Annotated in this window: 19 protein-coding genes; 17 read left to right on the top strand and 2 right to left on the bottom strand. The window is 67.1% G+C overall.

Annotated elements, in window-relative coordinates:
- Nucleotides 1-218 precede the first annotated feature (218 nt).
- The 17 genes from ON32_RS13075 (at nucleotide 219) to ON32_RS12995 (ending at nucleotide 19,359) form a co-directional block, all read left to right on the top strand.
- Nucleotides 219-2,624 carry a RelA/SpoT family protein gene (locus tag ON32_RS13075; protein WP_040791299.1) on the top strand — a complete coding sequence of 802 codons (2,406 nt, stop codon included), beginning with the start codon at nucleotides 219-221 and terminating at the stop codon, nucleotides 2,622-2,624.
- 242 nt (nucleotides 2,625-2,866) lie between these two features.
- Nucleotides 2,867-4,522, top strand: a complete 1,656-nt coding sequence (locus tag ON32_RS13070; protein WP_040791094.1) for a cutinase family protein — start codon at nucleotides 2,867-2,869, stop codon at nucleotides 4,520-4,522.
- A gap of 57 nt (nucleotides 4,523-4,579) precedes the next feature.
- Nucleotides 4,580-5,524: a DUF8176 domain-containing protein gene (locus ON32_RS13065; RefSeq protein WP_040791093.1), complete on the top strand. Its 945-nt coding sequence runs from the start codon at nucleotides 4,580-4,582 to the stop codon at nucleotides 5,522-5,524.
- Between the two features lie 14 nt (nucleotides 5,525-5,538).
- Complete coding sequence (locus tag ON32_RS13060) at nucleotides 5,539-6,420, top strand: MinD/ParA family ATP-binding protein (protein ID WP_040791092.1); 882 nt, start codon at nucleotides 5,539-5,541, stop codon at nucleotides 6,418-6,420.
- The gene (locus ON32_RS13055) at nucleotides 6,417-7,076 is read left to right on the top strand and encodes a hypothetical protein (RefSeq protein ID WP_051133182.1); all 660 of its coding nucleotides are present in this window, start codon (nucleotides 6,417-6,419) and stop codon (nucleotides 7,074-7,076) included. Before ON32_RS13060 ends, ON32_RS13055 begins: the two co-directional genes overlap by 4 nt.
- 168 nt (nucleotides 7,077-7,244) lie before the next feature.
- Nucleotides 7,245-7,541 (top strand): hypothetical protein, encoded by a 297-nt coding sequence (locus ON32_RS13050; protein WP_040791091.1) that lies wholly within the window; start codon nucleotides 7,245-7,247, stop codon nucleotides 7,539-7,541.
- 25 nt (nucleotides 7,542-7,566) lie between these two features.
- Complete coding sequence (locus ON32_RS13045; protein WP_040791090.1) at nucleotides 7,567-7,836, top strand: hypothetical protein; 270 nt, start codon at nucleotides 7,567-7,569, stop codon at nucleotides 7,834-7,836.
- 94 nt (nucleotides 7,837-7,930) lie between these two features.
- Complete coding sequence (locus ON32_RS13040) at nucleotides 7,931-8,572, top strand: DUF8175 domain-containg protein (protein ID WP_245551007.1); 642 nt, start codon at nucleotides 7,931-7,933, stop codon at nucleotides 8,570-8,572.
- The gene (locus ON32_RS28510) at nucleotides 8,569-9,381 is read left to right on the top strand and encodes a DUF8175 domain-containg protein (protein ID WP_040791089.1); all 813 of its coding nucleotides are present in this window, start codon (nucleotides 8,569-8,571) and stop codon (nucleotides 9,379-9,381) included. The genes ON32_RS13040 and ON32_RS28510 overlap by 4 nt, the downstream gene beginning before the upstream one ends.
- A gap of 104 nt (nucleotides 9,382-9,485) precedes the next feature.
- Complete coding sequence (locus tag ON32_RS13030; RefSeq protein ID WP_245551006.1) at nucleotides 9,486-10,949, top strand: conjugal transfer protein TraG N-terminal domain-containing protein; 1,464 nt, start codon at nucleotides 9,486-9,488, stop codon at nucleotides 10,947-10,949.
- Nucleotides 10,946-12,436 carry an SCO6880 family protein gene (locus ON32_RS13025; RefSeq protein WP_040791088.1) on the top strand — a complete coding sequence of 497 codons (1,491 nt, stop codon included), beginning with the start codon at nucleotides 10,946-10,948 and terminating at the stop codon, nucleotides 12,434-12,436. Before ON32_RS13030 ends, ON32_RS13025 begins: the two co-directional genes overlap by 4 nt.
- Nucleotides 12,437-12,443: 7 nt before the next feature.
- A complete protein-coding gene (locus tag ON32_RS13020) occupies nucleotides 12,444-14,435 on the top strand; it encodes a putative type IV secretion/conjugal transfer ATPase (RefSeq protein ID WP_083874415.1) in 1,992 nt (663 codons plus the stop codon).
- The gene (locus ON32_RS13015) at nucleotides 14,435-14,740 is read left to right on the top strand and encodes a transposase (RefSeq protein WP_245551005.1); all 306 of its coding nucleotides are present in this window, start codon (nucleotides 14,435-14,437) and stop codon (nucleotides 14,738-14,740) included. Before ON32_RS13020 ends, ON32_RS13015 begins: the two co-directional genes overlap by 1 nt.
- Before the next feature lie 16 nt (nucleotides 14,741-14,756).
- Nucleotides 14,757-16,439: a peptidoglycan DD-metalloendopeptidase family protein gene (locus ON32_RS13010; protein WP_040791086.1), complete on the top strand. Its 1,683-nt coding sequence runs from the start codon at nucleotides 14,757-14,759 to the stop codon at nucleotides 16,437-16,439.
- Nucleotides 16,436-17,038: a hypothetical protein gene (locus tag ON32_RS13005; protein ID WP_245551004.1), complete on the top strand. Its 603-nt coding sequence runs from the start codon at nucleotides 16,436-16,438 to the stop codon at nucleotides 17,036-17,038. The genes ON32_RS13010 and ON32_RS13005 overlap by 4 nt, the downstream gene beginning before the upstream one ends.
- Before the next feature lie 36 nt (nucleotides 17,039-17,074).
- Nucleotides 17,075-18,904 (top strand): type IV secretory system conjugative DNA transfer family protein, encoded by a 1,830-nt coding sequence (locus ON32_RS13000; RefSeq protein ID WP_051133181.1) that lies wholly within the window; start codon nucleotides 17,075-17,077, stop codon nucleotides 18,902-18,904.
- Nucleotides 18,901-19,359, top strand: a complete 459-nt coding sequence (locus tag ON32_RS12995; protein ID WP_245551002.1) for a DUF4913 domain-containing protein — start codon at nucleotides 18,901-18,903, stop codon at nucleotides 19,357-19,359. Before ON32_RS13000 ends, ON32_RS12995 begins: the two co-directional genes overlap by 4 nt.
- A 107-nt stretch (nucleotides 19,360-19,466) precedes the next feature.
- Here the strand turns inward: ON32_RS12995 and ON32_RS12990 are convergent, their stop codons facing one another.
- Nucleotides 19,467-20,066, bottom strand: coding sequence for a hypothetical protein (locus ON32_RS12990; protein ID WP_040791085.1), 600 nt, complete (start codon nucleotides 20,064-20,066; stop codon nucleotides 19,467-19,469).
- A gap of 287 nt (nucleotides 20,067-20,353) precedes the next feature.
- Nucleotides 20,354-21,235: a peptidylprolyl isomerase gene (locus ON32_RS12985; protein WP_040791084.1), complete on the bottom strand. Its 882-nt coding sequence runs from the start codon at nucleotides 21,233-21,235 to the stop codon at nucleotides 20,354-20,356.
- Between the last annotated feature and the right edge of the window lie 3 nt (nucleotides 21,236-21,238).

Raw genomic sequence — 21,238 nt, 5'->3', positions numbered from 1 at the left:
AGGGTGTCCGGGCGGTCTCATCGCAGGTACTCGGGAAGGTTCGGCGGGTGGTCGGCGTTGTGTTGAACGCCGACGTTTCGAATAGTCGAGTTATCGTGGCCGGCGCATTCGGCATCGGTGGGGGGTATGCGATACCGGTGCGGCGGCTAGAGTTGGTATTCCGGGAGGAAGTTGCGGGTTCGGAGCCGGTCCGGACCGCGGCATGGAGAGGTGGTGGCATGGCTCAGCATCTGGGCGAAGCGAATGTCGAGCAACCGACGTCCGCCCAGCGATCCGGCGATGTCCCGGCCATTCCTCCTGGTGCGGCCCCCACGCCCCGGTCCCGCACCGATTCCGATCGGACCCGCCAGGGCGGGACGGCCGCGGTGCCGACCTCTGCCTCCCGGCGGGTGCGTGCCCGGCTGGCCCGGCGAATGACCGGACAGCGTGGGATCGCGGCGGTCAAGCCGGTTCTGGAACCCTTGGCCACGGTGCACCGGGAGCTGTATCCGAAGGCCAACCTCGCCCTGTTGCAGCGCGCCTTCGATGTGGCCGACGAACGGCACAAACACCAGTTCCGCAAATCGGGTGATCCCTATATCACCCATCCGTTGGCAGTCGCCAATATCCTCGCCGAGCTGGGCATGGACACCACCACCCTGGTCGCCGCGCTATTGCACGACACCGTCGAGGACACCGGTTACTCGGTGGAGCAGCTCACCGCCGATTTCGGACCCGAGGTCGCGCATCTGGTCGACGGCGTCACGAAATTGGACAAGGTCAATCTCGGTTCGGCGGCCGAGGCCGAGACCATCCGCAAGATGATCATCGCCATGGCCCGTGACCCGCGTGTCCTGGTGATCAAGGTGGCCGACCGGTTGCACAATATGCGCACCATGCGCTTCCTGCCCCCGGAGAAGCAGGCGAAGAAGGCTCGCGAAACCCTCGAGGTGATCGCGCCGCTGGCACACCGGCTGGGCATGGCCACCGTCAAATGGGAGTTGGAGGACCTGGCCTTCGCCATCCTTCATCCCAAGAAGTACGACGAGATCGTGCGACTGGTCGCCGACCGCGCGCCATCGCGCGACACCTATCTGGCGAAGGTGCGCGCCGAGATCGTCAATACTCTCGCCGCCTCCCGGATCAATGCCATCGTAGAGGGCCGCCCCAAGCACTACTGGTCGATCTACCAGAAGATGATCGTCAAGGGTAAGGACTTCGACGATATCCACGACCTGGTGGGTATCCGCATCCTGTGCGACGAGGTGCGCGACTGCTACGCCGCGGTCGGGGTGGTGCATTCGTTGTGGCAGCCGATGGCCGGCCGCTTCAAGGATTACATCGCCCAGCCCCGATACGGCGTCTACCAGTCGCTGCACACCACCGTCGTCGGCCCCGACGGCAAACCGCTGGAAGTGCAGATCCGCACCCACGATATGCATCGGACCGCCGAGTTCGGTATCGCGGCGCACTGGCGCTACAAGGAGACCCGCGGTAAGCATTCCGGCGATACCGCCGAGGTCGACGATATGGCCTGGATGCGCCAGCTGCTGGATTGGCAGCGGGAGGCCGCCGACCCGGCCGAGTTCCTGGAGTCGCTGCGTTTCGATCTGAAGGCGCCGGAGATCTTCGTCTTCACCCCCAAGGGCGACGTGATCACCCTGCCGCAGAAGTCCACGCCCGTCGACTTCGCCTATGCGGTGCACACCGAGGTCGGACACCGCTGTATCGGTGCCCGGGTGAACGGCCGATTGGTCGCCCTGGAACGGCAGCTGGAAAACGGCGAGGTCGTGGAGGTCTTCACCTCGAAGGCGCAGAACGCCGGCCCCAGCCGCGACTGGCAGAACTTCGTGGTCTCCCCCAGGGCGAAGGCCAAGATCCGGCAGTGGTTCGCCAAGGAACGCCGGGAAGAGGCGTTGGAGAACGGCAAGGAGCAGATCAACAAGGAGGTCCGCCGGGTCGGACTACCGCTGCAGCGGCTGATGAGTGTCGACGCCATGACGGCCGTCGCGCACGAACTGCACTACAGCGATATCTCCATGCTCTACACCGCCGTCGGCGAGAACCAGGTGTCGGCGCACCATGTGGTGCAGCGGCTGATGGCCCAGCTCGGCGGTATCGGCGATGTGGAGAACGAGCTCGCCGAACGTTCCACCCCGTCGACGACGCCGTCCCGGCAACGACTCACCGGCGATGCCGGGGTGTTGATCCCCGGCGCCCCGGGCACCGTGGCCAAACTGGCCAAATGCTGTACCCCTGTCCCCGGTGACGAGATCATGGGCTTCGTCACCCGCGGTGGTGCGGTGAGCGTGCATCGCGTCGACTGCACCAATGCCGATTCCCTGCGCGCGCAGCCCGAACGCATCATCGAGGTGGAGTGGGCGCCGTCGCCGTCATCGGTGTTCCTGGTCGCCATCCAGATCGAGGCGTTGGACCGCACCCGATTGTTGTCCGATGTCACCAAGGTGCTGGCCGACGAGAAGGTCAATATCCTCTCGGCCTCGGTGACCACCCACGGCGACCGGGTGGCGATCAGCAAGTTCACCTTCGAGATGGGCGATCCCAAGCATCTGGGGCACCTGCTGAACGTCGTCCGCAATGTCGAGGGCGTATACGACGTCTACCGGGTGACCTCCGCCGCCTGAGCGGCACCGCCCTGTCACGGGGGCTTGTCGGAGGGGGGCGACAAGATCGGAAACTTATAACGTTTGGGCCTCGGATCGCCGTGCTGCGTCCTGAAGTCACCAACGGGTCACGTAAACTTTCCGCCGCTTCAGCGGTGATAGCCGAAATCTGTTACGGTCAATTGCGTTTCATTGCGCTCGGATAACTGTGACAAGACGGATTGCGGGTCGCTATGGCTGGATGCACGGCAAGAATCTCGGGGATGCTGACCGCACTCACCGTGACTGTGGCGACCGCGACGGCGGGTACCGTCGCCCTCGCGCCTTCGGTCCATGCGCAGGCACCGAATCCGGCGGGTCCGTCCACCGCGCTATCGATCCAGACCTGTCCGGCGTTGTACGCGTTGGGAATTCAGGGCACCGGTGAGTCCTCGCCGGATGCCGCGCCGACCACCGACACCGGCATGCTGTCCACGGTCTTCCGACCCCTGATGGCCAATGCCCACGAACCCGGTCTCGTCGAACGTGCCTATGTCCCTTACGAAGCCGGTTTCGGCGGTATCGATGGCCGCAGCGCCACACCGTATTCCGAATCGGTCACCGGTGGGCTGGCCCGTCTGCGTTCGATGGCGAATTCGGTGGCCAAACGCTGCCCCAACACCCGGTTCGCGATCATCGGTTATTCCCAGGGCGCGCATGTGGCCTCGGTGTTCGCCCAGGAGATCGGTCGGGGCGAGGGTGTCATACCGGCGGAGAAGATCGCCGCCGTGGCCCTCATCGGCGACCCCACCCGCACCCCGGGCGCACCGCTGTTCCCCGGTGCGCCGGGGAAGGCGACCCCCGACCCCGCGCCGGGCACCGAGGGCACGCAGGTGGCGCAGATCGCCGCACTGCCACAGACTCCCGCGGCCGGTGGCGGTATCGCTCCGGATCGCGATACCGCCAAGAACTTCGGCGCTCTCACCGGCCGGGTGGCCAGTTTCTGTGCCGCCGGGGATCTGGCCTGCGACGCCCCCGAGGGGGCGCCGATCCTCAAGGCGGTGGCCAGTATCGTCGGCCAGGCCAAGCTCAGCGGCGGCGATCCGATCGCCTCGCTGACCTCGATCGCGCAGGCGCTGGCGTTCACCTCCATCAAGACCGTGACCAAAGTGGTCAACGAGGACATCCAGGGCACCTCGCTGGCGAATCTGTCGATCTCGCCGAAGAAGTCGATCTCCGAGCGATTGGCCGACGCCGCCGATCCGCGGACCCCGCTCGATATCCCGGCCGCCATGCGGGCCCTGCTGAAGGTCGGTCTGATCGGTTTGAACGCGGTGGTTACCGTGGTGCGCACCGTGTTGAACCCGGCCGCGATCGCCGAACTCGCCACCGCGGGACTGGCGAATCCTCCGGCCGCGCTGTTGCTGTTGGGCACCAAACTGCTCGGCGCCATACCGCAGCTCATCCCACCGACCACCGGTATCCGATTGGTGAGCCAGGCATTCGACGCGGTGGTGGACAACATCACCGACAACAGCGAACTGCTCAACACCACCACCTGGGTGCGCTACTGGGATACCATCCAGCGGCATCAGGCCTACGGCAATGCCGCCATCTCGGCCACCGGTGAGGCGCCCACCAAGTTCATCGCGGACTGGATCGCCGCGGCCGCTCGCGATATCGATGCGGCCGTCGGTAGCGGCGAGGCCCCACGGACGGTCGACGCGCCGTCGGTCGGACTACCGCGGGCCGGGAAGCCGGAATCCACGCCCGGATTCTTCGAGTCCGACTCCGGCGCGTCGCCGGCTCCGACCTCACCCGGTACGGGACAATTCCCATTTGGGACAGGAGTCGACGGTGCCTCCTTCGGCGGAGCCGCGGTGACTTCACCTGTCGCACGACCCGGTGCCCCCGAGACCGACCCGTTCTCCACCCACTGATCGCCGAGAGGGTTCGACGATGCGATACCACGTGCCCCGGCCTGCGGGAATGGGGGAATGTTGAAGTCGTACAAAAAGCTCGACCGCTGGTACGACCCGCTCGAGCCACAGGATGCGGACTCCGCGCCCGAGCGGACGAACAACAGCGTGACGAGCGATACGGTATCGGCGGACGACGGTGGGCCCGCTCGCTATCCGGACTACATCTCCGCCGACGAGATAGCTCCCGAAGACATGGTGCCCACGCGGGTTCGCACCCGGTCGGCGGAATCGGTCGTCGAACCCACCGAACTCTCCGAACGCCGAAGTGGATTCACCGGTGGTTGGTCGGACTGGGTCACCGACCCTGAGCCGGGTGCCGCAGACGACGGTGACCTGGTGCAGTTCCCCTGGGCCGACTCCGATGCGCAACCCGCCCGAATCGGTCGTGCCGCCGGACGTTCGGACGATGCGGAGGCGAAGGCCCGGCGGCGGCGCACGATCGGTGTTCTGGCGGCCGCCGTGCTGTTGCTCGCCGCCGCGGCCGCGGTGGTGTTGTATCTGCTCGCCCCGGGCGCGTCCCGTGGCTCGGGCCCGGACGATGGTGCTGCACTGCGGTTCATCGCCGAGGGGGATCGGGCGAATGCCGGCGCGAATCGCTGTGTCACCGAGCGATCCGACACCGTGGTGCGCGGCGCCGAACGAGGTGACACCACCTCGGGGCCCGATGTGATCATGCGCTTCCAATACGCCTACTACGTGGAGCGCTCCGGTGCCGCGGCCCGATCGGTGGTCGCACCCGATGCGCGGGTATCGCCCGCCGAACGAATTCAGGCCGGGATCGACAGCGTCGCACCCGGTACCGAGTACTGCCTGCGTATCGTGACCGTCGCGGACGGTCGCTATTCGGTCGAGATCACCGAATACGGACCGAACGATGCCCCGGCCACCTACAGCAAGCAGACGGTCACCACCGCGGTGATCGACGGCCGCACCCTGATCACGGGTATAACGGCCGGATAGAGGAGAGTGCAGGGATGGGAGACGACTGGAGCAGCTGGCTCGACGACGCACCCGCCGTCGCCGAGGAAGACGATCCGCCCGCCGAATCGACGGACGCGGAGGCTCCGGTGGTGCGGTTGCGGCGGTCGAAGGATGTTTCGGACTCCGTGCGCAGACCCCGACCGATTCTGGTGGTCGGTGGATGCGGCGGCGCCGGAACCACCACGACGGCACTGGGACTGGCCGGTGAGCTCGGTATGTCCGGCACCCCGACCATTGCCGTGGACGCCACCCTGGCCGGTGGGGATCTGGCCTTGCGCGGCGCCGACGAGCACCTGCATCCGATCAGTCTGCAATCGTGGCTCTACGGACGGGGTGATGACGAGCCCGCGCCCTTGAAGGAATGTATGTCCCGCGCGACCTCGGGGATAGGTCTGCTCTGGCGGGATGCCGCGCCACTGCGTCGGCGTGCGAGTTATCTCACGGTGGCGCGCGCCGTGGATCAGGCCGGCTATACCGCGATCTACGACGGCGGCAGCCCGATTGCCGGGCGTCAGCTGCGTCCACTGCTCGACGACGCGGATGTGGCGCTGGTCCTGACGATCCCGGCGCGCACCGATGCCGCGAATCGCCTGCGAGTCACCCTGGAATGGCTGGACGACGAGTTCGGTGAGGCCGCCGACGGTATGGGTGGTGGCATTGTCGGAGACACCACCATCGTCATCTCGCATCAACATCCCGGCGACGATTCCCGAGTTGCCGAGCATTTGCGTGAGCACCTGTCCGGCTGGGTTCGCGATATCGCCGAGGTCCCCTACGACCCACATCTGGCCCGCGGTGAACTCGTTCGGCATATCGCATTGGCCGATGAGACCCGTCGCGCCTATGGGCAGCTACTCGCCGGGGTGGCATCATGACCGCCGCCATGAATCTTCCCTCTCGACCCGAACACCCCAAGGCCGGTGTGGTTCCCCCACCGGAATCCCGCCGCGCCGGCATCTGGGACCGTCCCATCCCCGGAGCCGGTCGGGCGCCGCTGGTCTGGCTGCTGGGGGTGCACGGCGGCGCCGGAGTCAGTACCCTCGCGCATGTGCTTGCGCCAGCGGCGGATTCGGGCCGCCGCTGGCCCGGCGTCTTCGACCGCGAATCCCCCTTTGTCGTTCTGGTGGCCCGGGAAACCATCACGGGATTGACCCGTGCGCACGATCTGCTGCGCCAGCACCATTCCGGTTTCGCCGGGCCCTCCCAGGTACTCGGTCTGATCACGGTGGCGGCGCGCCCCGGCCGGATGGCTCCCGAGATCCGCCGCTACCGGGATGTGGTCGGCGCATTGGCGGGCCAGATCTGGCAGGTGCCGTGGTACGAGGAGTGGACGTTGGTCGAACCGGAGAAGCTGCCGGTGTGGACACCGGGCGTTGCGGTGATACCGCAGCGGCGGCGCCGGATCGATCCGCTCGACGAGGTGCCGCAAGGGATTCGGGAAATCGGCTGGGAGATCGTCTCCGCGGCCCGGGCCGCCCTGGCGGAGTCTCGTCGTCCCGAACAGGCCAGATCGAGACCGCCCGAGGAGTGATGCCGTGACCGTCGCCGAGCACCTACCCTTAGCACAGTTCATTCGGCACGATCGGGCGCCCTCCGCGGCCACGCACGGCTACCTTTTCCGGGCCTCGACCGTTCCCACCGGGTTCCCCGCAGTGGCGGGGGCCGAACGTCCCTCATCCCTTTTCGAGAAAGGCACCCGATGAGCACCGTCCTCCTCGCCGTGCACGAGAGTTATGGCACTCTTCTCGCCCAGGTGGGCAACCCGACTCCGGAGGCCCCTCCCGGTTCGGAGAAGATCTTGCAACTGGTGCGGTACCTCACCTGGTTCGTCCTGTTGTCGGGTGTCTGCGGAATCATCTACGCCGGTGGAAAATTCGCCTGGGAGAAGTGGACCGGTGGTGGGCTGGAGTCACCGAAGATGGTGGCCGGTGCCATGATCGGCGGTGTGGTCGCCACCAGTGCGGGCACCATCATGAACGCCGTCATCGGAACGTAAGCCGTCATCGGAACGTGAGGCCGTGATGTCTGGAGTACGGGTGGTCGAGGTGTTCGCCTACAAACAAATGCCGGCCGAGGTGCTGGAACCGCTCACGCAACTGTTGAACTGGTTGTTGTGGTTCGCGTTGCTGGTGTGTCTGGCGTGGATGATCGTCTCGGCGGGCAAGCTGTGGTTGGTGTTCCGCAGCGACCTGGCGATGAACGACGCCTCGCACGGTGTGCTCATGAGCCTGCTCGGCGCCGCGGTCGCCAGCACGGCTTCGGGTATCGCGCTGGCGTTTCTGCCGGCATGAGCGCAGGAGTGACCGTGTGTGACCACGGAGGCGGACCGTTCACGGCGGGAATATGCGGGGCGAGCGTGCGGCGCAGGGTGGGAACGGCCTGCGCATGAATTCCATAGTGAAAACGGCCACCGGACCCGGTGGCCGGGGACGGATGCTGTGCGCGTCGGTGGCCGTGGTTCTGGCCGCCGTCGCGGGTTGCGGTGGCGGGTCGGACACGTCCGGACCGGATCTGTCCGCGCCGCCCACCGGGGTGCGTTGGCAGCCGTTCCAGGGAGTGCCCCTGCCGTATACCGATCAGGGTCCCGCTTCGGATTCCGAGGGTGCGGCAACGGGATTCGAGCATTCCCCACCGGGCGCGGCGGTGGCCGCGATAACCCATACGGTGCGATTGTCGGTGGCCGCCGACAGCCAGTGGTCGAATGTGGTGGCCCGGGAGCTGGTGCCGGGCGCCGCGCGTGACGAATGGTCGGTGAATCGAGTGCAGCTGTCCATCACCGGCGCGGCTTCCCCCGAATACCTACCGCGGGTGCTCGGCTACCGGATCACCGATTACACCGACGAACGCGCTCGCGTCGACATCTACACCGAGTATTCGGACAGTTCGAAAGCGGTGAATCACACCACCGTGGAGTGGTTCGCCGAGGATTGGAGGTTACGGCTACCGGACCCGGGGTCGACCGAGCGGCCCATCGATGCGATCAGTGAACTACCCGGCGATATCGTCCCCTTGGAGGCACCGAAGTGAGCGAGAAGGAGCCGTACGCGCGCGACCGCGTCTCCTTCGGCGTGGTGGCGTCCGCGGCGGTATTGACGCTGATCGTGATCGTCGGCGTGTTCGTGTACGTGGGGCGTGACGATCCGCCGGTCGCCGAGGGGCCGTCGGTGGTGGACGGACCGGTCGCCGAGGGGTTCGCGGCCCCGGAGATCGACCTGTTCGGGCGGCGGGTCGACATTCCGAACAATCCGGCCGGGCAGCCGCTTCCGCAGGATCCCTCGGGGCAGCGCAAACCATCCGATCCGGATTGGCTGACCGCCGCGCCCAAGGGCACCGACGGGCCGCGGGGGTGGCAGCGGGTCTACGGCGCCTCGGTGCCGTTCTCGACCTCCGACGGTCCGAGTCGGATCGAGGACGGTCTGGCAGTCGGTTATTCGCATACCCCGCAGGGTGCTGCGTTGGCGGCGGCGCAGATCACCTATCGGCTCAATGCCCGTCCCGCGCATCGTGATCTGTATGTGCGGCAGGTGCGGGTGACGGCCCAACAGATCGCCGCATACGACCGGGCGTTGGCGGCGGATCGGCTGCCCGAGCAGCAACCGGAATCGATCACCCGTTATCTGGTGGCCCCGGATGCGTTCAAGATCGATGACTACGCCGATGACATGGCGATCGTCCGCTTGGCGACTCGCGGACCCCAGGTCGACGGAAAACGGCTGTGGGTGGCACTACGGCTGATCATGGTGTGGGACGCGGGTGACTGGCGGCTCAAGCCGACCACCTCGGCCTCCACTCGGACCGAATATGTCGAATCGCTGGAGGGGTGGACCTCGTGGTGATCGGAGATGTGGGGCGGAAAGTGCAAGCGCAAACTGTTGACGACAGTGACCGGCACTCGACGGGTCGGGAGCGGGCCCCCGCGCGGGGCCGGGGCTCGGATCTGATGAGAAAACTGGTCACCATTCTCGCGGTGGTCTTCACCGTGATGGTCGCGACCCCGACGGTGGCCTATGGTCAGACCTACGGTTTCGACGAGACCTGCGACGAGATCCACGATGCGCTCGACGGTCTCGGCATCCCGGGGATCTCGTTGGGTGATGCGGCCTCGGCGGTGTGCAAGGCGGGTAATGCCGTCTCGCATCCGGGGGAGGCGGCCACCGCGGTCAAGGACAAGGCGTGGGACTCCACCTTCGGCAAGGTGGTGGATTCGTTGATGAACGGTCTCGGTGAGGCCATCATCCTGGCGTTGACGTTCTGGATGAAGGTGCCCAACGAGGCGGTCAGCGATTCGGGCGCGCTGTTCACCAAGATCAACGACTACACCTATCAGGCGCAGATATTGTTGTTGATCGCGTCGGTGATTCTGTCCGGCGCCAGATTGGCCGAGGCCAGACGCGGGGCCGCGATGAACGAGGCGGCCGAATCCTTCCGCATGTTCACCCGGGTCGTGTTCAGTTCCTGGATGCTGGGTGCGGTGATCGTGGCCGGTACGCAGGCTTCGGATCGGTTTGCCGAGTGGATCATCAACGATTCCACCGATGGAAATGCCCGGAGTATGGCCGAGCTCATGGTGAAAACCAGTAAGTTGCAGGCGTTCTCGCCCGGTCTGGTGTTGATCATCGCCATTGTCGGGCTGCTCGGCGCTCTGGCGCAGATCGTTTTGGCCATCGTCCGGCAGGGGCTGTTGGTGATCGCGGCCGGGGTGCTTCCGTTGGCGGCGGCGTCGTCCGGGATGAATATCGGCAAGCAGTCGTATCAGAAGCTGGTCGGTTGGATCATCGCGTTCATGCTGTGGAAGCCGGTGGCCGCGATCGTGTACATGATCGCCTTCACCACGGCGGGTCATGTGAACGAGCTGACCGCCACATCGGGATTGCCCGAAGGCGAGGAGGCCCAGCGCATGCTGGTGGCCATCGTGCTGCTGTGCAGCGTGGCCTTCGTCCTGCCCGCCCTGATGCGTCTGGTGACCCCGGCGGTGGCCATCGTGGGTAGTGGCGGTTCCGGTCTCACCGCCACGGGCGGCACCCTGATCGCGGCGGCCGGCCTGGGTGCCGTGGGCACCAAGGCGGTCGGTGTGAAGGGCGCGGCCGCGCCGGGCGCGGCCGGTTATGTCACCGGTACGGGTCGTACTCCGCCGCCTTCCGGTAGCGGACGCGCCGGATCTCCCCGACCCACCCCGCCGCCGCGCGGCGGCGGAGGAGGGGGTGGGGCATCCGCCGATCGGGCGGCCGCGCCGTCGGGTTCGGGTGGAGTCCCCTCCGGAGCGTCCCGTGCGGCGAGCAGAATAAGCGCGGCACGTGCCGCGACATCCGGTATGAGCCGGGCCGATGCGGCCATGGGCGATGTCGCGGGTGACCGCTGGGCCAACCGTTCCCCTGATCTCGGCAGGAGCACCATTCCGCGATGACGACGCCCGACACCTACGAACGCCGTTCCTACGGACTGTGGCAGAAGCCGCGCAGCGCCGGTCTGTTCGGCCTGCGGTGGGAAGAGACGGTGCTCGGCTTCGTCGTGGTGATCACCGCCCTGGTCACCGCGATGTTCGGCGGTTTCCAATGGGGCTTCGTCGTGGGTGGGGTCGGCGTGGTGATCATGGTTCCACTGGTGTGGCGGACGGGGGGCCGCTCCGGCTACGAGACGGGATTGATGATGTTCAACTGGATGCGCTCACGCAGTCGCGGTGAGCACGTGTACCGGGGTGGCCGGTTCTCCCGTATCCCGGGAGGGTTCACCCGGCTGCCCGGACTGCTCGCCCCGTCGAGGCTCTACGAGGGAATCGACGCCGGTGGATACAGCTTCGGGATGATTCATCTACCGCAGTTCGCGCAGTACACCGTGGTGTTGCGGGCCTGGCCGCAGGGGCACGAGGCGGTGGACCAACCGGTGATCGACCGGTGGGTGTCGGCATGGGGCACATTCCTGGCGTCGCTGGGCCAGACCAGCGATATCGTGGCGGTGGTCCCGGTCATCGATACCGTGCCCGAGACCGGAAACCGGCTGCTCAACGAGGTTTCCACGATTACCAGGCCGGATGCGCCGGAACTGGCGCAGCAGGTGATGTACGAACTCGCCACCGAACTGCCACAGGAACGGGTGCAGCTCCTGCCCCGGGTGGCCATCACCTTCAAGGCCACCACGGTGGAACGGCGGAAGAACCCCGCCGAGGAAGCGGTCGAGATCGGCCGCCGGCTGCCCGGCATCTGCGCCGCGCTCGCCGAGGCCGGGGTGCGGGCCCAGCCGATGTCGGCCGATGAGATCATCGCCTTCATCCGGCGCAGTTACGACCCCGCTTCCCAGGCGGATCTCGAAGTCGCCGCAGGGGAACCGGAGGGGCACGGGCTGGATTGGGCCGACGCCGGGCCGGTGTCCTGTGACGAGAAATGGGACCACCTGGTGCACGATGGCGGGCGATCGGTGTCCTGGGAGATGGACACCGCGCCGGAGGGCGCCGTCGACGAGCGAGTGCTGCAGCGGCTGCTGGCCCCCAACCCCGAGGTGCCGCGTAAGCGGATCGCCATCGTGTACCGCCCGCATTCGGCCGCCGATGCCGCCGAGATCGTCGACGACGATTTCAAGAACGCGCTGGTGGCCCAGCAGAGCGAGCGAGGCGTGGTCTCCGCCGCGGCGACCCTGCGGGTGGGCGCCACCCAGCAGGCCCGGGAGGAACAGGCCCGCGGACACGGGGTCACCCGTTTCGGCGTGCTGGTCACCATCACCGAGCCGCTGCGTGGGGATCTGCCTCGGATCGAGGCCATCACCCGAGACCTGTCCACCCAGGCCCGGTTGAAGATCCGGCGCTGCTACCGCTATCAGGCGGCTGCTTTCGCGGCCTCGCTCGGTTGCGGCGTGATCCTGCCCGAACACGCGACAATTCCGAAAGCACTGGCGGGGTGAGTGAGTAATGGTACGTGAGCACGAGCCATCCGTACGGGAACGGCAGCAGTCCCCGACCGGTCGACCTCGGCGCGGCGAAGTCGTCGAACGCTCACGTGCCGACCATCGGAGTCGCCGCGCGGCAACACCGCACGCCGGCGCCGATCCGTTCGATACCGGTGGGAGCCGGGCCCGTACGCACGTGCGGCCCGTCAAGTTCGACAAGGCCGCCGACCGGGCCATGGGCACCGGGGAATTCGATCGGGCGGCGCGGCGGGCGAAGGCCCGCGCGGACAAACGCCGCCAGTCCGGTCCACCTCTGCTCGACGATGCCACCCGGGCCCGCTACGAGACGATCAGCCGGGAGGGTTCCGGGCTGCGCGCGGCCTGGGCGACCTTCCGCATACACACCGACGATCTCCGCCGCCGCAATTACGCGGCGCGGGCCGAACAGGCCATCGAGGACGGTTTCGATCGTCAGGTCGCCCAACTGACCCCGCGCGGTTATCTGGGTCCCGGCGGTGGTCGGATGAACGTGATCGGTCGGACGGTCGAATACCGTGCCACCACCGCACAGGTGGCGGGACTGTGGCCGTGGTCGGTGGGCGCGGGCGCGCCGTTGATCGGCACCCCGCTCGGTTCCCATCTGCACACCGGCGCGCCGGTGTGCTTCGATCCGATGAACTGGTTCATGCGTGGGAGTTTCATCACCGCGCCCAGCCTGTTCGTCCTGGGGCTGAACGGGTTCGGTAAATCCTCGCTGGTGCGTCGGATCGTGCTCGGCGGTATCGCGCAGAGCATCACGCCCTTGATCCTCGCCGATGTCAAACCCGATTACCGCAAGCTGGTGGAGCTGGTCGGCGGACAGGTGATCGACCTCGGGTACGGACACGGCAAACTGAACCCGCTGGCCGCGGGTGTGCTCGGCACTATCGTGCCGCGCCTGGATCACCGGCCCGATCTGCAACTACAGGTGCTGCAGGATCTGCGGGCCCGGCAGGTGACGCTCATTGCGGGTCTGGTGGAACTGGTACGCGGTGAGCGGGTGCGCGACTACGAGGAAACACTCATCTCCACCGCACTGCGCATCCTCTACGAGCCGGGTAGCGGCTACACGCCGGACAAGCCGCCCATCATGGAGAACCTGCTGGAGGTGATCGTGGACGGCGGGCAGCAGTTGATGCTCGACGCGGGCGCCGACGATCCGATCGAATACCAGGACGCGATTCGGGGACTGCGTCGGTCGCTGCGCGCTCTCACCCAGGGGCCGTTCGGGGCGGTGTTCAACGGCCAGACCTCGGTGCCGATCGACACCGACGCGGTCGCGGTCTGCATCGATGTCTCCCATATCCCGCAAGGCGACAAGAAACTCAAGGCCGCGGTTATGTTGGCCTGCTGGGCCGATGGTTTCGCCGCCGTCGAGGCGGCCCATACGCTCACCGATGCCGGGCTGGCGCCGCAGCGGTACTTCCAGGTGGTGATGGACGAGCTGTGGCAGGTGCTCGGCCTGGGCGATTTCATGGTCGACCGGGTGGACGAGCTGACCCGATTGCAGCGCGGTATCGCCACGGCGCTGATCATGATCAGCCACACCATCAAGGACCTACAAGCACTGGGCTCGGAAGCGGCGATCGCCAAGGCGCTCGGCTTCCTCGAACGGGCACGCGCCAAGATTTTCGGTGCGCTACCGGCGGAGGAGATCAAACGCCTGGACAGCACGGTTCCGTTCACATCCGCCGAGGAGGAGATGGTGACCGGATGGTCCGCCCCACAAGCGCTCACCGGTGAGGCGCTCAAACCCGGACAACAGCGGCCCTCACCACCGGGCACCGGCAAGTTCCTGCTGAAGATCGGTGAGGATCGTCGCCCGGGTATCCCGTTCCACATGGAGTTCACGGCCGCGGAACGGGAAAGCGGAATCCACGACACCAACCAGCGGTTCGAGGAGTTCACCGCGTATCCGGGCCGCAACGCGATGGTTTCGGATGAAAGAGATACGACGGGTGGGACAGCGTTGTGATGCCGCACCGGTCGTATCGGAGAGTATCGCCGGAGGTCCGTGCTGCCGCGGTGGAGCAGGTACTCGCGCTCACCGGGAAGCTGCGCAGCGAATCGGAAGCGTGTCGGGTGGTCGCCGAACAGATCGGTGTGCACACCAATTCGGTTCGCAACTGGGTCCGGGCCGCCGAGGGGCCGGGCCTGGAACGTCTGGACGCGGCCGCTCTGCGGCGCAAGGTCGCGCTACTGCAGCAGCAGTTGGCCGCGGCGGCGGAGATGAATCGCGCGCTGGCCGAGACCCTCAACGAAACGCGGCGTCGCACGTGAGTTTCCCGGAGGAGCCGTGAACGCCCGCTCGATGCTGTGGACGGCATTGGGCGTGGTCCTCGGTCTGATGACGGTGGTGCTGGTGATCGTGCTGCCCGCGGTGGACGATCCGTGTGAGGGCGGGACGGTGCTCGGCCCGCAAGGGGAGTTGCCGCCGTTGGGGGGTTATCCGCCGGGTGATCCGCGCGCGGACGGGGGGTCGTTGGGGGATTCGGACGTTTTGGGGTCGCATACTCCCAAGCCCACCGTGACCGACACGCCGTCCTTGGCGGCGGGTGCCGAGCAATTGGGTCGGGTCTGGCCGATGGCGGCGGGAACCTACAGCATCTCCGATGTTTTCGGCTCCCGCGACGGCGGGCACAAGGGCATCGACCTGGCCGCCCCCGACGGCACACCGATCTTCTCGGTCGCCGACGGGGTGGTCGTGGCCGCGGGTCCCGCCTCGGGTTTCGGGAACTGGATCGTCATCGACTCCGTGGACCCCGGCAACGGCCGGTCCTTTTCGGCCGTGTACGGCCATATGTGGGACAGCGGGGTGCTGGTGCGGGTCGGTGATGTGGTGCGGGCGGGCCAACATATCGGGGAGGTGGGCTCGGCGGGCGAATCCACCGGACCCCACCTGCATTTCGAGATCGTGCCGGGCGGGCGGTTCACCGGGGGCCGGCAGATCGACCCCGTCCCCTGGTTGGACGGCGCGCCCACTCCGGATATCGGTGGAGCGCGGGCGCATTCGACCGATCCGCGCTGTGTGCGCGGGTTCGGCACACCGGGTGGGGCGCTGGCCGATGGGAAGGTGCCGCCGGAGCTCGAACTGTGGTATCGGCGTGCGGGGTCGCTGTGCCCGGAGATCACCCCGTCGCTGCTGGCCGCCCAGGGGCGACAGGAGTCCGGTTTCCGTCGTGGCGCCACCTCGCCCGCGGGGGCGCAGGGGTTGGCGCAGTTCTTGCCGGGCACGGCCACCAGTATCGATCCGGAAGACGGGCAGCCGTATGTGATCGATGCCGACGGCAACGGTATCGCCAGCGTATGGGACGACGGGGACGCCATCGTCGGTCAGGGACGCTATATGTGCGCGCTCGCGAAGAAGGTGTCGGGGTGGATCGCCGAAGGGCGGGTCCGCGGTGATGTGGTGGCCTTGACCCTGGCCGCCTACAACGCCGGTGAGGGCGCGGTCCTCGCCTCCGGCGGTATGCCGAATCAGGTGGCCGCGCACTATTCGGAAACCCAGCCGTATGTGGCCGCCATCCTCGCCATGGAGCCGCAGTATCGGACACCGGGTGCGCAGGGCCGTTTCGTACCGGAGGAAGGTGAGGCGGGCGAGCAGATCGTGCGGGCCGCACGCGACTGGCTCGGCACCCCCTATGTCTGGGGTGGTGGTGGTCCCCAGGGACCCAGTGGCGGTGGGCTCGACGCCCCGGGCCTGACCTCGGCCGCGGTATTCGCCGCCTCGTCCGGCACGGTTTCGTTGCCTCGGACGGCCGAACAGCAGTGGGAGGTGGGCACCGAGGTGTCACTCGGCGCCATGCGGCCCGGTGATCTGGTGTTCAGTGATTTCGGACTGCGCGGTCCCGCGCATGTCGGCATCTACATCGGAAACGGGCGGATGATCCACGCCGCACCGGAGGCCGACGCGAATTCCCCGGGTGGTGTGGGGGAAACCGCAGTTCCCGGCGATGCGCGCGCGAGGAGGGTGCTGTGAACACGCGAAAATCGGCGCCGTTTCGCCGATTCGGGCGGTTAGCCTGGATGTATCGGGTGTCGGCGGATGCGGGGCTGATGGTGACGCTGGTATCGGGTATCGCAATACTGAGTGCGTGCGGCGCCGTCGACGACACCACGGGTTCGGAGGCAGGGCCGGCGGTATCGACGGCGCGTCGGCTCGAGGCCGTTCCCGCACCCGACCCGAGTACGCCCGACGGTGTCGCGGTGGCGGCGTTGCGGGAGATCTTCACCTGGCGACCGGCCGCCGAGGACCAGAACGCATCACTGGCACGGGCTCGAAAATGGCTGGGTCCCAGCCTGCTTCGCGTGCTGGACGCTTCCTCCCGCGCGGAGGGGCCACGCACCACACTGCGTTGGGGTGAATGGGCCGCCGCGGGTGCGCGGGTGGATGCGTTCACCTTCGCATCGGGGGAGCGTCCGCCCACCGCCGCCGACCCGAATGTCGCGCAGTTCAAGATCGGTATCGAGCAGACCGTCGTCTACCCGGACGGGCGTGCGGAAGCGCTCCCCCCGACCACCGTTATCGCCACCGTGGTGCGCACTCCCGGCGGCTGGCGGCTCGACGGCTTCCGCTGACAGGGCTTTTGCGTACGGATTGTTCAGGAGGCAGGTATGGCGAAGAAGAAACCGGTGAAGGACCCGGCCGTCCCCGGGCCCGACGGCACCCTTGTCCTGCTCGCGATCGGCGGCACGGCGATCGCCGTTCTGTGGGTGTCACTGCAACTGGGCAATCTGTTCGCGGTCCGTCCGCAGAACATGCCGCTCAATCCGATCGCCATCCTGATCGGATTGCTGCGGGGCACCATTCGCTGGCCGGCCGGGGCGACCGCGGTCCTGCTGTTGATCATCATCGGTGGGGTGGTGGGCGTCTGGATGCGGCGCCGGATCAAGGCGCGGCAGAGCCAGGGACGGCTCTCCGTCGACGACAAGGCCGATGTGATGGGCAACGGTGGCGCCATCGCCTCGCTCACCGAGGCCGGGGTGCGGGAGAAGGCGAACCAGCTGGGGGTGAAACTCGGCTACGACGACGCGCCGGGCGTGCCGATCGGTATCGGCGTCGCCGACGGTGTGATGCTCTACGGTTCCTACGAGGATCTGCACTTGGACATCTGGGGTCCGCGGCAGGGTAAGTCCACCTCCCGGGTCATTCCGGCCATTCTCGCCGCGATCGGCCCGGTGCTGGCCACCTCGAACAAACGCGATGTGGTGGACGCGACCCGGGATGTGCGCGAATCCAAAGGCAGCCCCACCTTCGTCTTCGACCCGCAGGGCGTCGCGGGTGAGGAACCCGGCTGGTACTGGAATCCCCTGGACTGGGTGGATGTGCGCCGTGAGGGTTGCGAAATGCGGGCGGCCCGGTTGGCCGGCCATTTCGCCGACGGTGACGACGGTTCGGATGCCAAGACCGACGCCTTCTTCGACCCGGAAGCCGAGGACCTGTTGGCCGGGCTCTTCCTCGCCGCCGCCATCGGCAATCGGGATATCACCCAGGTGTGGGAGTGGGTGACCGATCCGCAGAACATCGAGCCGATCCAGTTGCTGCGCAATGCCGGCCACGACTACACCGCGTCCGGTCTGTCCTCGCAGTACAACGCCGACCCGCGGACACGAAGCGGTATCTTCGGCACGGCCAAGAAGATGTGTCGCTGCCTGAAACTGCGGAACGTGCACCCGTGGATCACACCCGGTGAGAACCGGCGCCAGTTCGACGAACTGGAATTCATCGAACGCAACGGCACCCTCTACAGTCTTTCCCTCGAGGGGCGCGGCTCGGCGTCCCCGTTGGTGAGCGCGCTCACCGAGGCCGTGATCGACGTGGCCATGCGCAAGGCCTCGCATTCGGCGGGCGGTCGATTGCCGATCCCGTTGTTGGCCGTGCTCGACGAGGCGGCGAACGTGGTTCGCTGGAAGGACCTGCCCAAGCAGTACAGCCACTTCGGTTCGCGGGGGATCGTGGTCATGACGGTCCTGCAGTCCTGGGCCCAGGGAGCGCGCTGCTGGGGTGACGACGGGATGAACGCATTGTGGTCGGCCGCCAATGTCAAGGTGCTCGGCAGTGGGGTGGACGACACCAATTTCCTGCGCGAACGTTCCGAGGCCATTGGTGAGCACTCGTCGATCTCGGCCTCGGTGTCGGAGTCCAAGGGTGGTAAGAGCTATTCCCGGTCGCTGGGGTCCTCGAAGACCTTCACCGTGCAGGCATTGGCGACACTACCGCGTGGCCGGGCCATCGTTTTCTCGTCCGGTGCGCCGCCGGTGCTCGTGCGCACCGTGCCCTGGTGGGAGGGCCCGTACCGCGATGCGGTGAAGAAGTCCATCGAACAGCACGATCCGCAACGGAAGACGTTGATCACCGATGTGATCGGCTCTCCGGCGCTGGTCAAATCGACGCCGGCGCCGGAAGCGAAGCCGGAGGGACCGATCGAGGAGCGTCCACTGTGACCGAAACGCATGCGCCGGAAGCGCAGAACGTAAGGCGGGCTCCGGAAGTGGGGCACGCGCCGCAACCACCGGGTGTGGAGAGAGCGACGATCTACAGCGATGTGGTGGAGTTCGTCGAGAACTATCTGAGTGTCCTGTACCGCAGGCAGGTCAGCGATCTCAGCGATACCGTCTGGTGCCGGGAGTGGTGGAAGCATCCCGAGGCCCTGGTTCGGTTGGATGCCCTGTGGCGGGCCTGGGAGCATTTGCGTCAGGACAGCGCCACCGGGATGAGTGTCTGGTTGCTCGACCACGCCGATCCGCATATGAAGGTCCTGTTGGACCCGCGTGGGCCGTTCAAATACTGCAGTGTCCGTAACGGACACAAGGACATGCTGGGTCCGCTGCCGTTGACGGCACCGCCCGAGGGATTGTTCAGCGATCCGGACTACAGCGAGTTGCCATTGCACGGGTGAGTCGAGGTCCGGCCGATTCGATCTCGATGGGGTGTGGGAGCCGGGAACGGCGAACGGCCCGAGCGCCCGCGGAGGGCGGGTGCGGTCGGGCCGTTCGTGAACCGTTGTCAGCGCGTGCGTTCGAGACCGCGCCCCAGCTCCTGCTCTCGCGCCCGCTGCACAGCGGGTGCGTATTCGGGGCGGGTGCGCGCCGCCTCGGATGCCGGTTTGGCCTGACCGACCTCGACGAGCATGCGTGCCGCCGCGAGCTCGGGTTCGACGCCGATCCGTGCCAGATGCGCGGCCAGAGCGGTCCGGCGTTCCACGGAGTCGTAGTTGATGCCGGGCTGTTCGTCCTTCCCTCCCGACGCCGCCTCGGCGAAGGCCTCGACGGTCTGGGAGAGGGAGAACCGGTCCTTCTCCAGCGACACCCCGCGATAGGCCCCTTCCTCCCGATGCGGGGCGATTCGGGCGGCCGTATCCGGTAGTGGCCGCGAAAGCATTTGGGCCAGTTCCTGATTGCGCGGATCTCTGGCCTTGGCCTCCCGGGCCTCGCGGATCTGCAACTCCCGGGCCTCCTTGAGCCGGGCCTCGGTGAGTTTGACGCGCGCCTCGGCCTCACGCTGACCGCGTTCCCGGGTTTTGAGAGCGACCAGGGTCGCGATCTGCAACATTGTCCTCAGCATGGCCGCGGTTTCCCGGCCGACGTCGTCGATTTCCTCGGACATGTCTGCTCCCCGATGCTGCGGTGATCACTATGGATGATGTGGCGCCTCGTCGCGACCCGCACGCTGTCGGCGACAATCCGAACAAGGTGATTTCGCCACGCGCACTCCGTGTTCCGAGATTACCCGACACGCCCGACCGTAATCGGCCGTAATGCCGCTCCATCAGCATAAACCGCACAATTCCGGCCCGCGAGTGCGACGGCCGAACCTTCTGCGGTGTAAGGGTCACCTAACCGGATGGTCGGCGGCGGGCGAACCGGTGTCGGCACGTCCGCCGCCGGTGGGGGTCAGTCGATGCGTACCGTCTGGATGGTTACCGGCTGCCGGGGCCTACCGTCGCCGGGGCCGTTGGATTCGTCCTGGCCGAGTGCGGCGATCTTGTCCAGTGTCTGCAGACCGGTCTCGTCCACGGTGCCGAAGATCGTGTAGTTCGGCGGCAGGATCGAATCGCCGTAGACGATGAAGAACTGGCTGCCATTGGTGCCCGGACCGGCATTGGCCATGGCGAGCACGCCGCGCTGGTAGCCGATCGGCTGCTGCAGCGCCGGATCGCCGGGCGCGTACTGGTCGGTGGGGTACTCGTTGTCGAACTCGTAGCCGGGGCCGCCGGTGCCGCTCCCGGTCGGATCGCCGCACTGCAATACCTTCAGCCCTTCACCTTCGGTGAGTCGGTGGCAGTCGGTGCCGTCGAAATAGCCTTGACCGGCCAGGCTGGCGAAGCTGTTCACCGTGCACGGCGACTGCGCGTTGTTCAGCGTCAGTCCGAGCGGCCCCTGATTCGTCTCGACGCTGATACTGAGCGTGGCATTGCCGTCGGCGGTCGGGATCCCCTCGGTGCGCGGTGGGTCCACCGGTTTGGCTGCGGGACCGGTGGGACGGTAGGTGCAGTTCACCGTGGCGGGCTTGGCCACCGGAGCCGGTGGCGGCGCCGCCAGGGGGGTGTTCGACAGCGAGGCCTCCGGGGTGGTGGATGCGGCGGCCGTATCGGCGTCGTCGTCGCCCCGGGTGAGGAAGTACACGCCCGTTATCGCGGCCGCCACCACTATGACGCCGAGCACCGATCCGGCGACGGTGAGTTGTTTGCGCTTGCGCTCCCGTGCGGCACGGTTGGCCAACTGACGCTCCAGCTTGCGTTTCGCCGCCGCTCGGCGCTGTTCGTTGCTCGGCACTAC

It is taken from the genome of Nocardia paucivorans NBRC 100373, assembly GCF_000308675.1.
Lineage (GTDB): Bacteria > Actinomycetota > Actinomycetes > Mycobacteriales > Mycobacteriaceae > Nocardia > Nocardia paucivorans.
The sequence above is the reverse complement of the archived record's forward strand: the minus strand, read 5'-3'. Positions and strand labels throughout refer to the sequence as shown.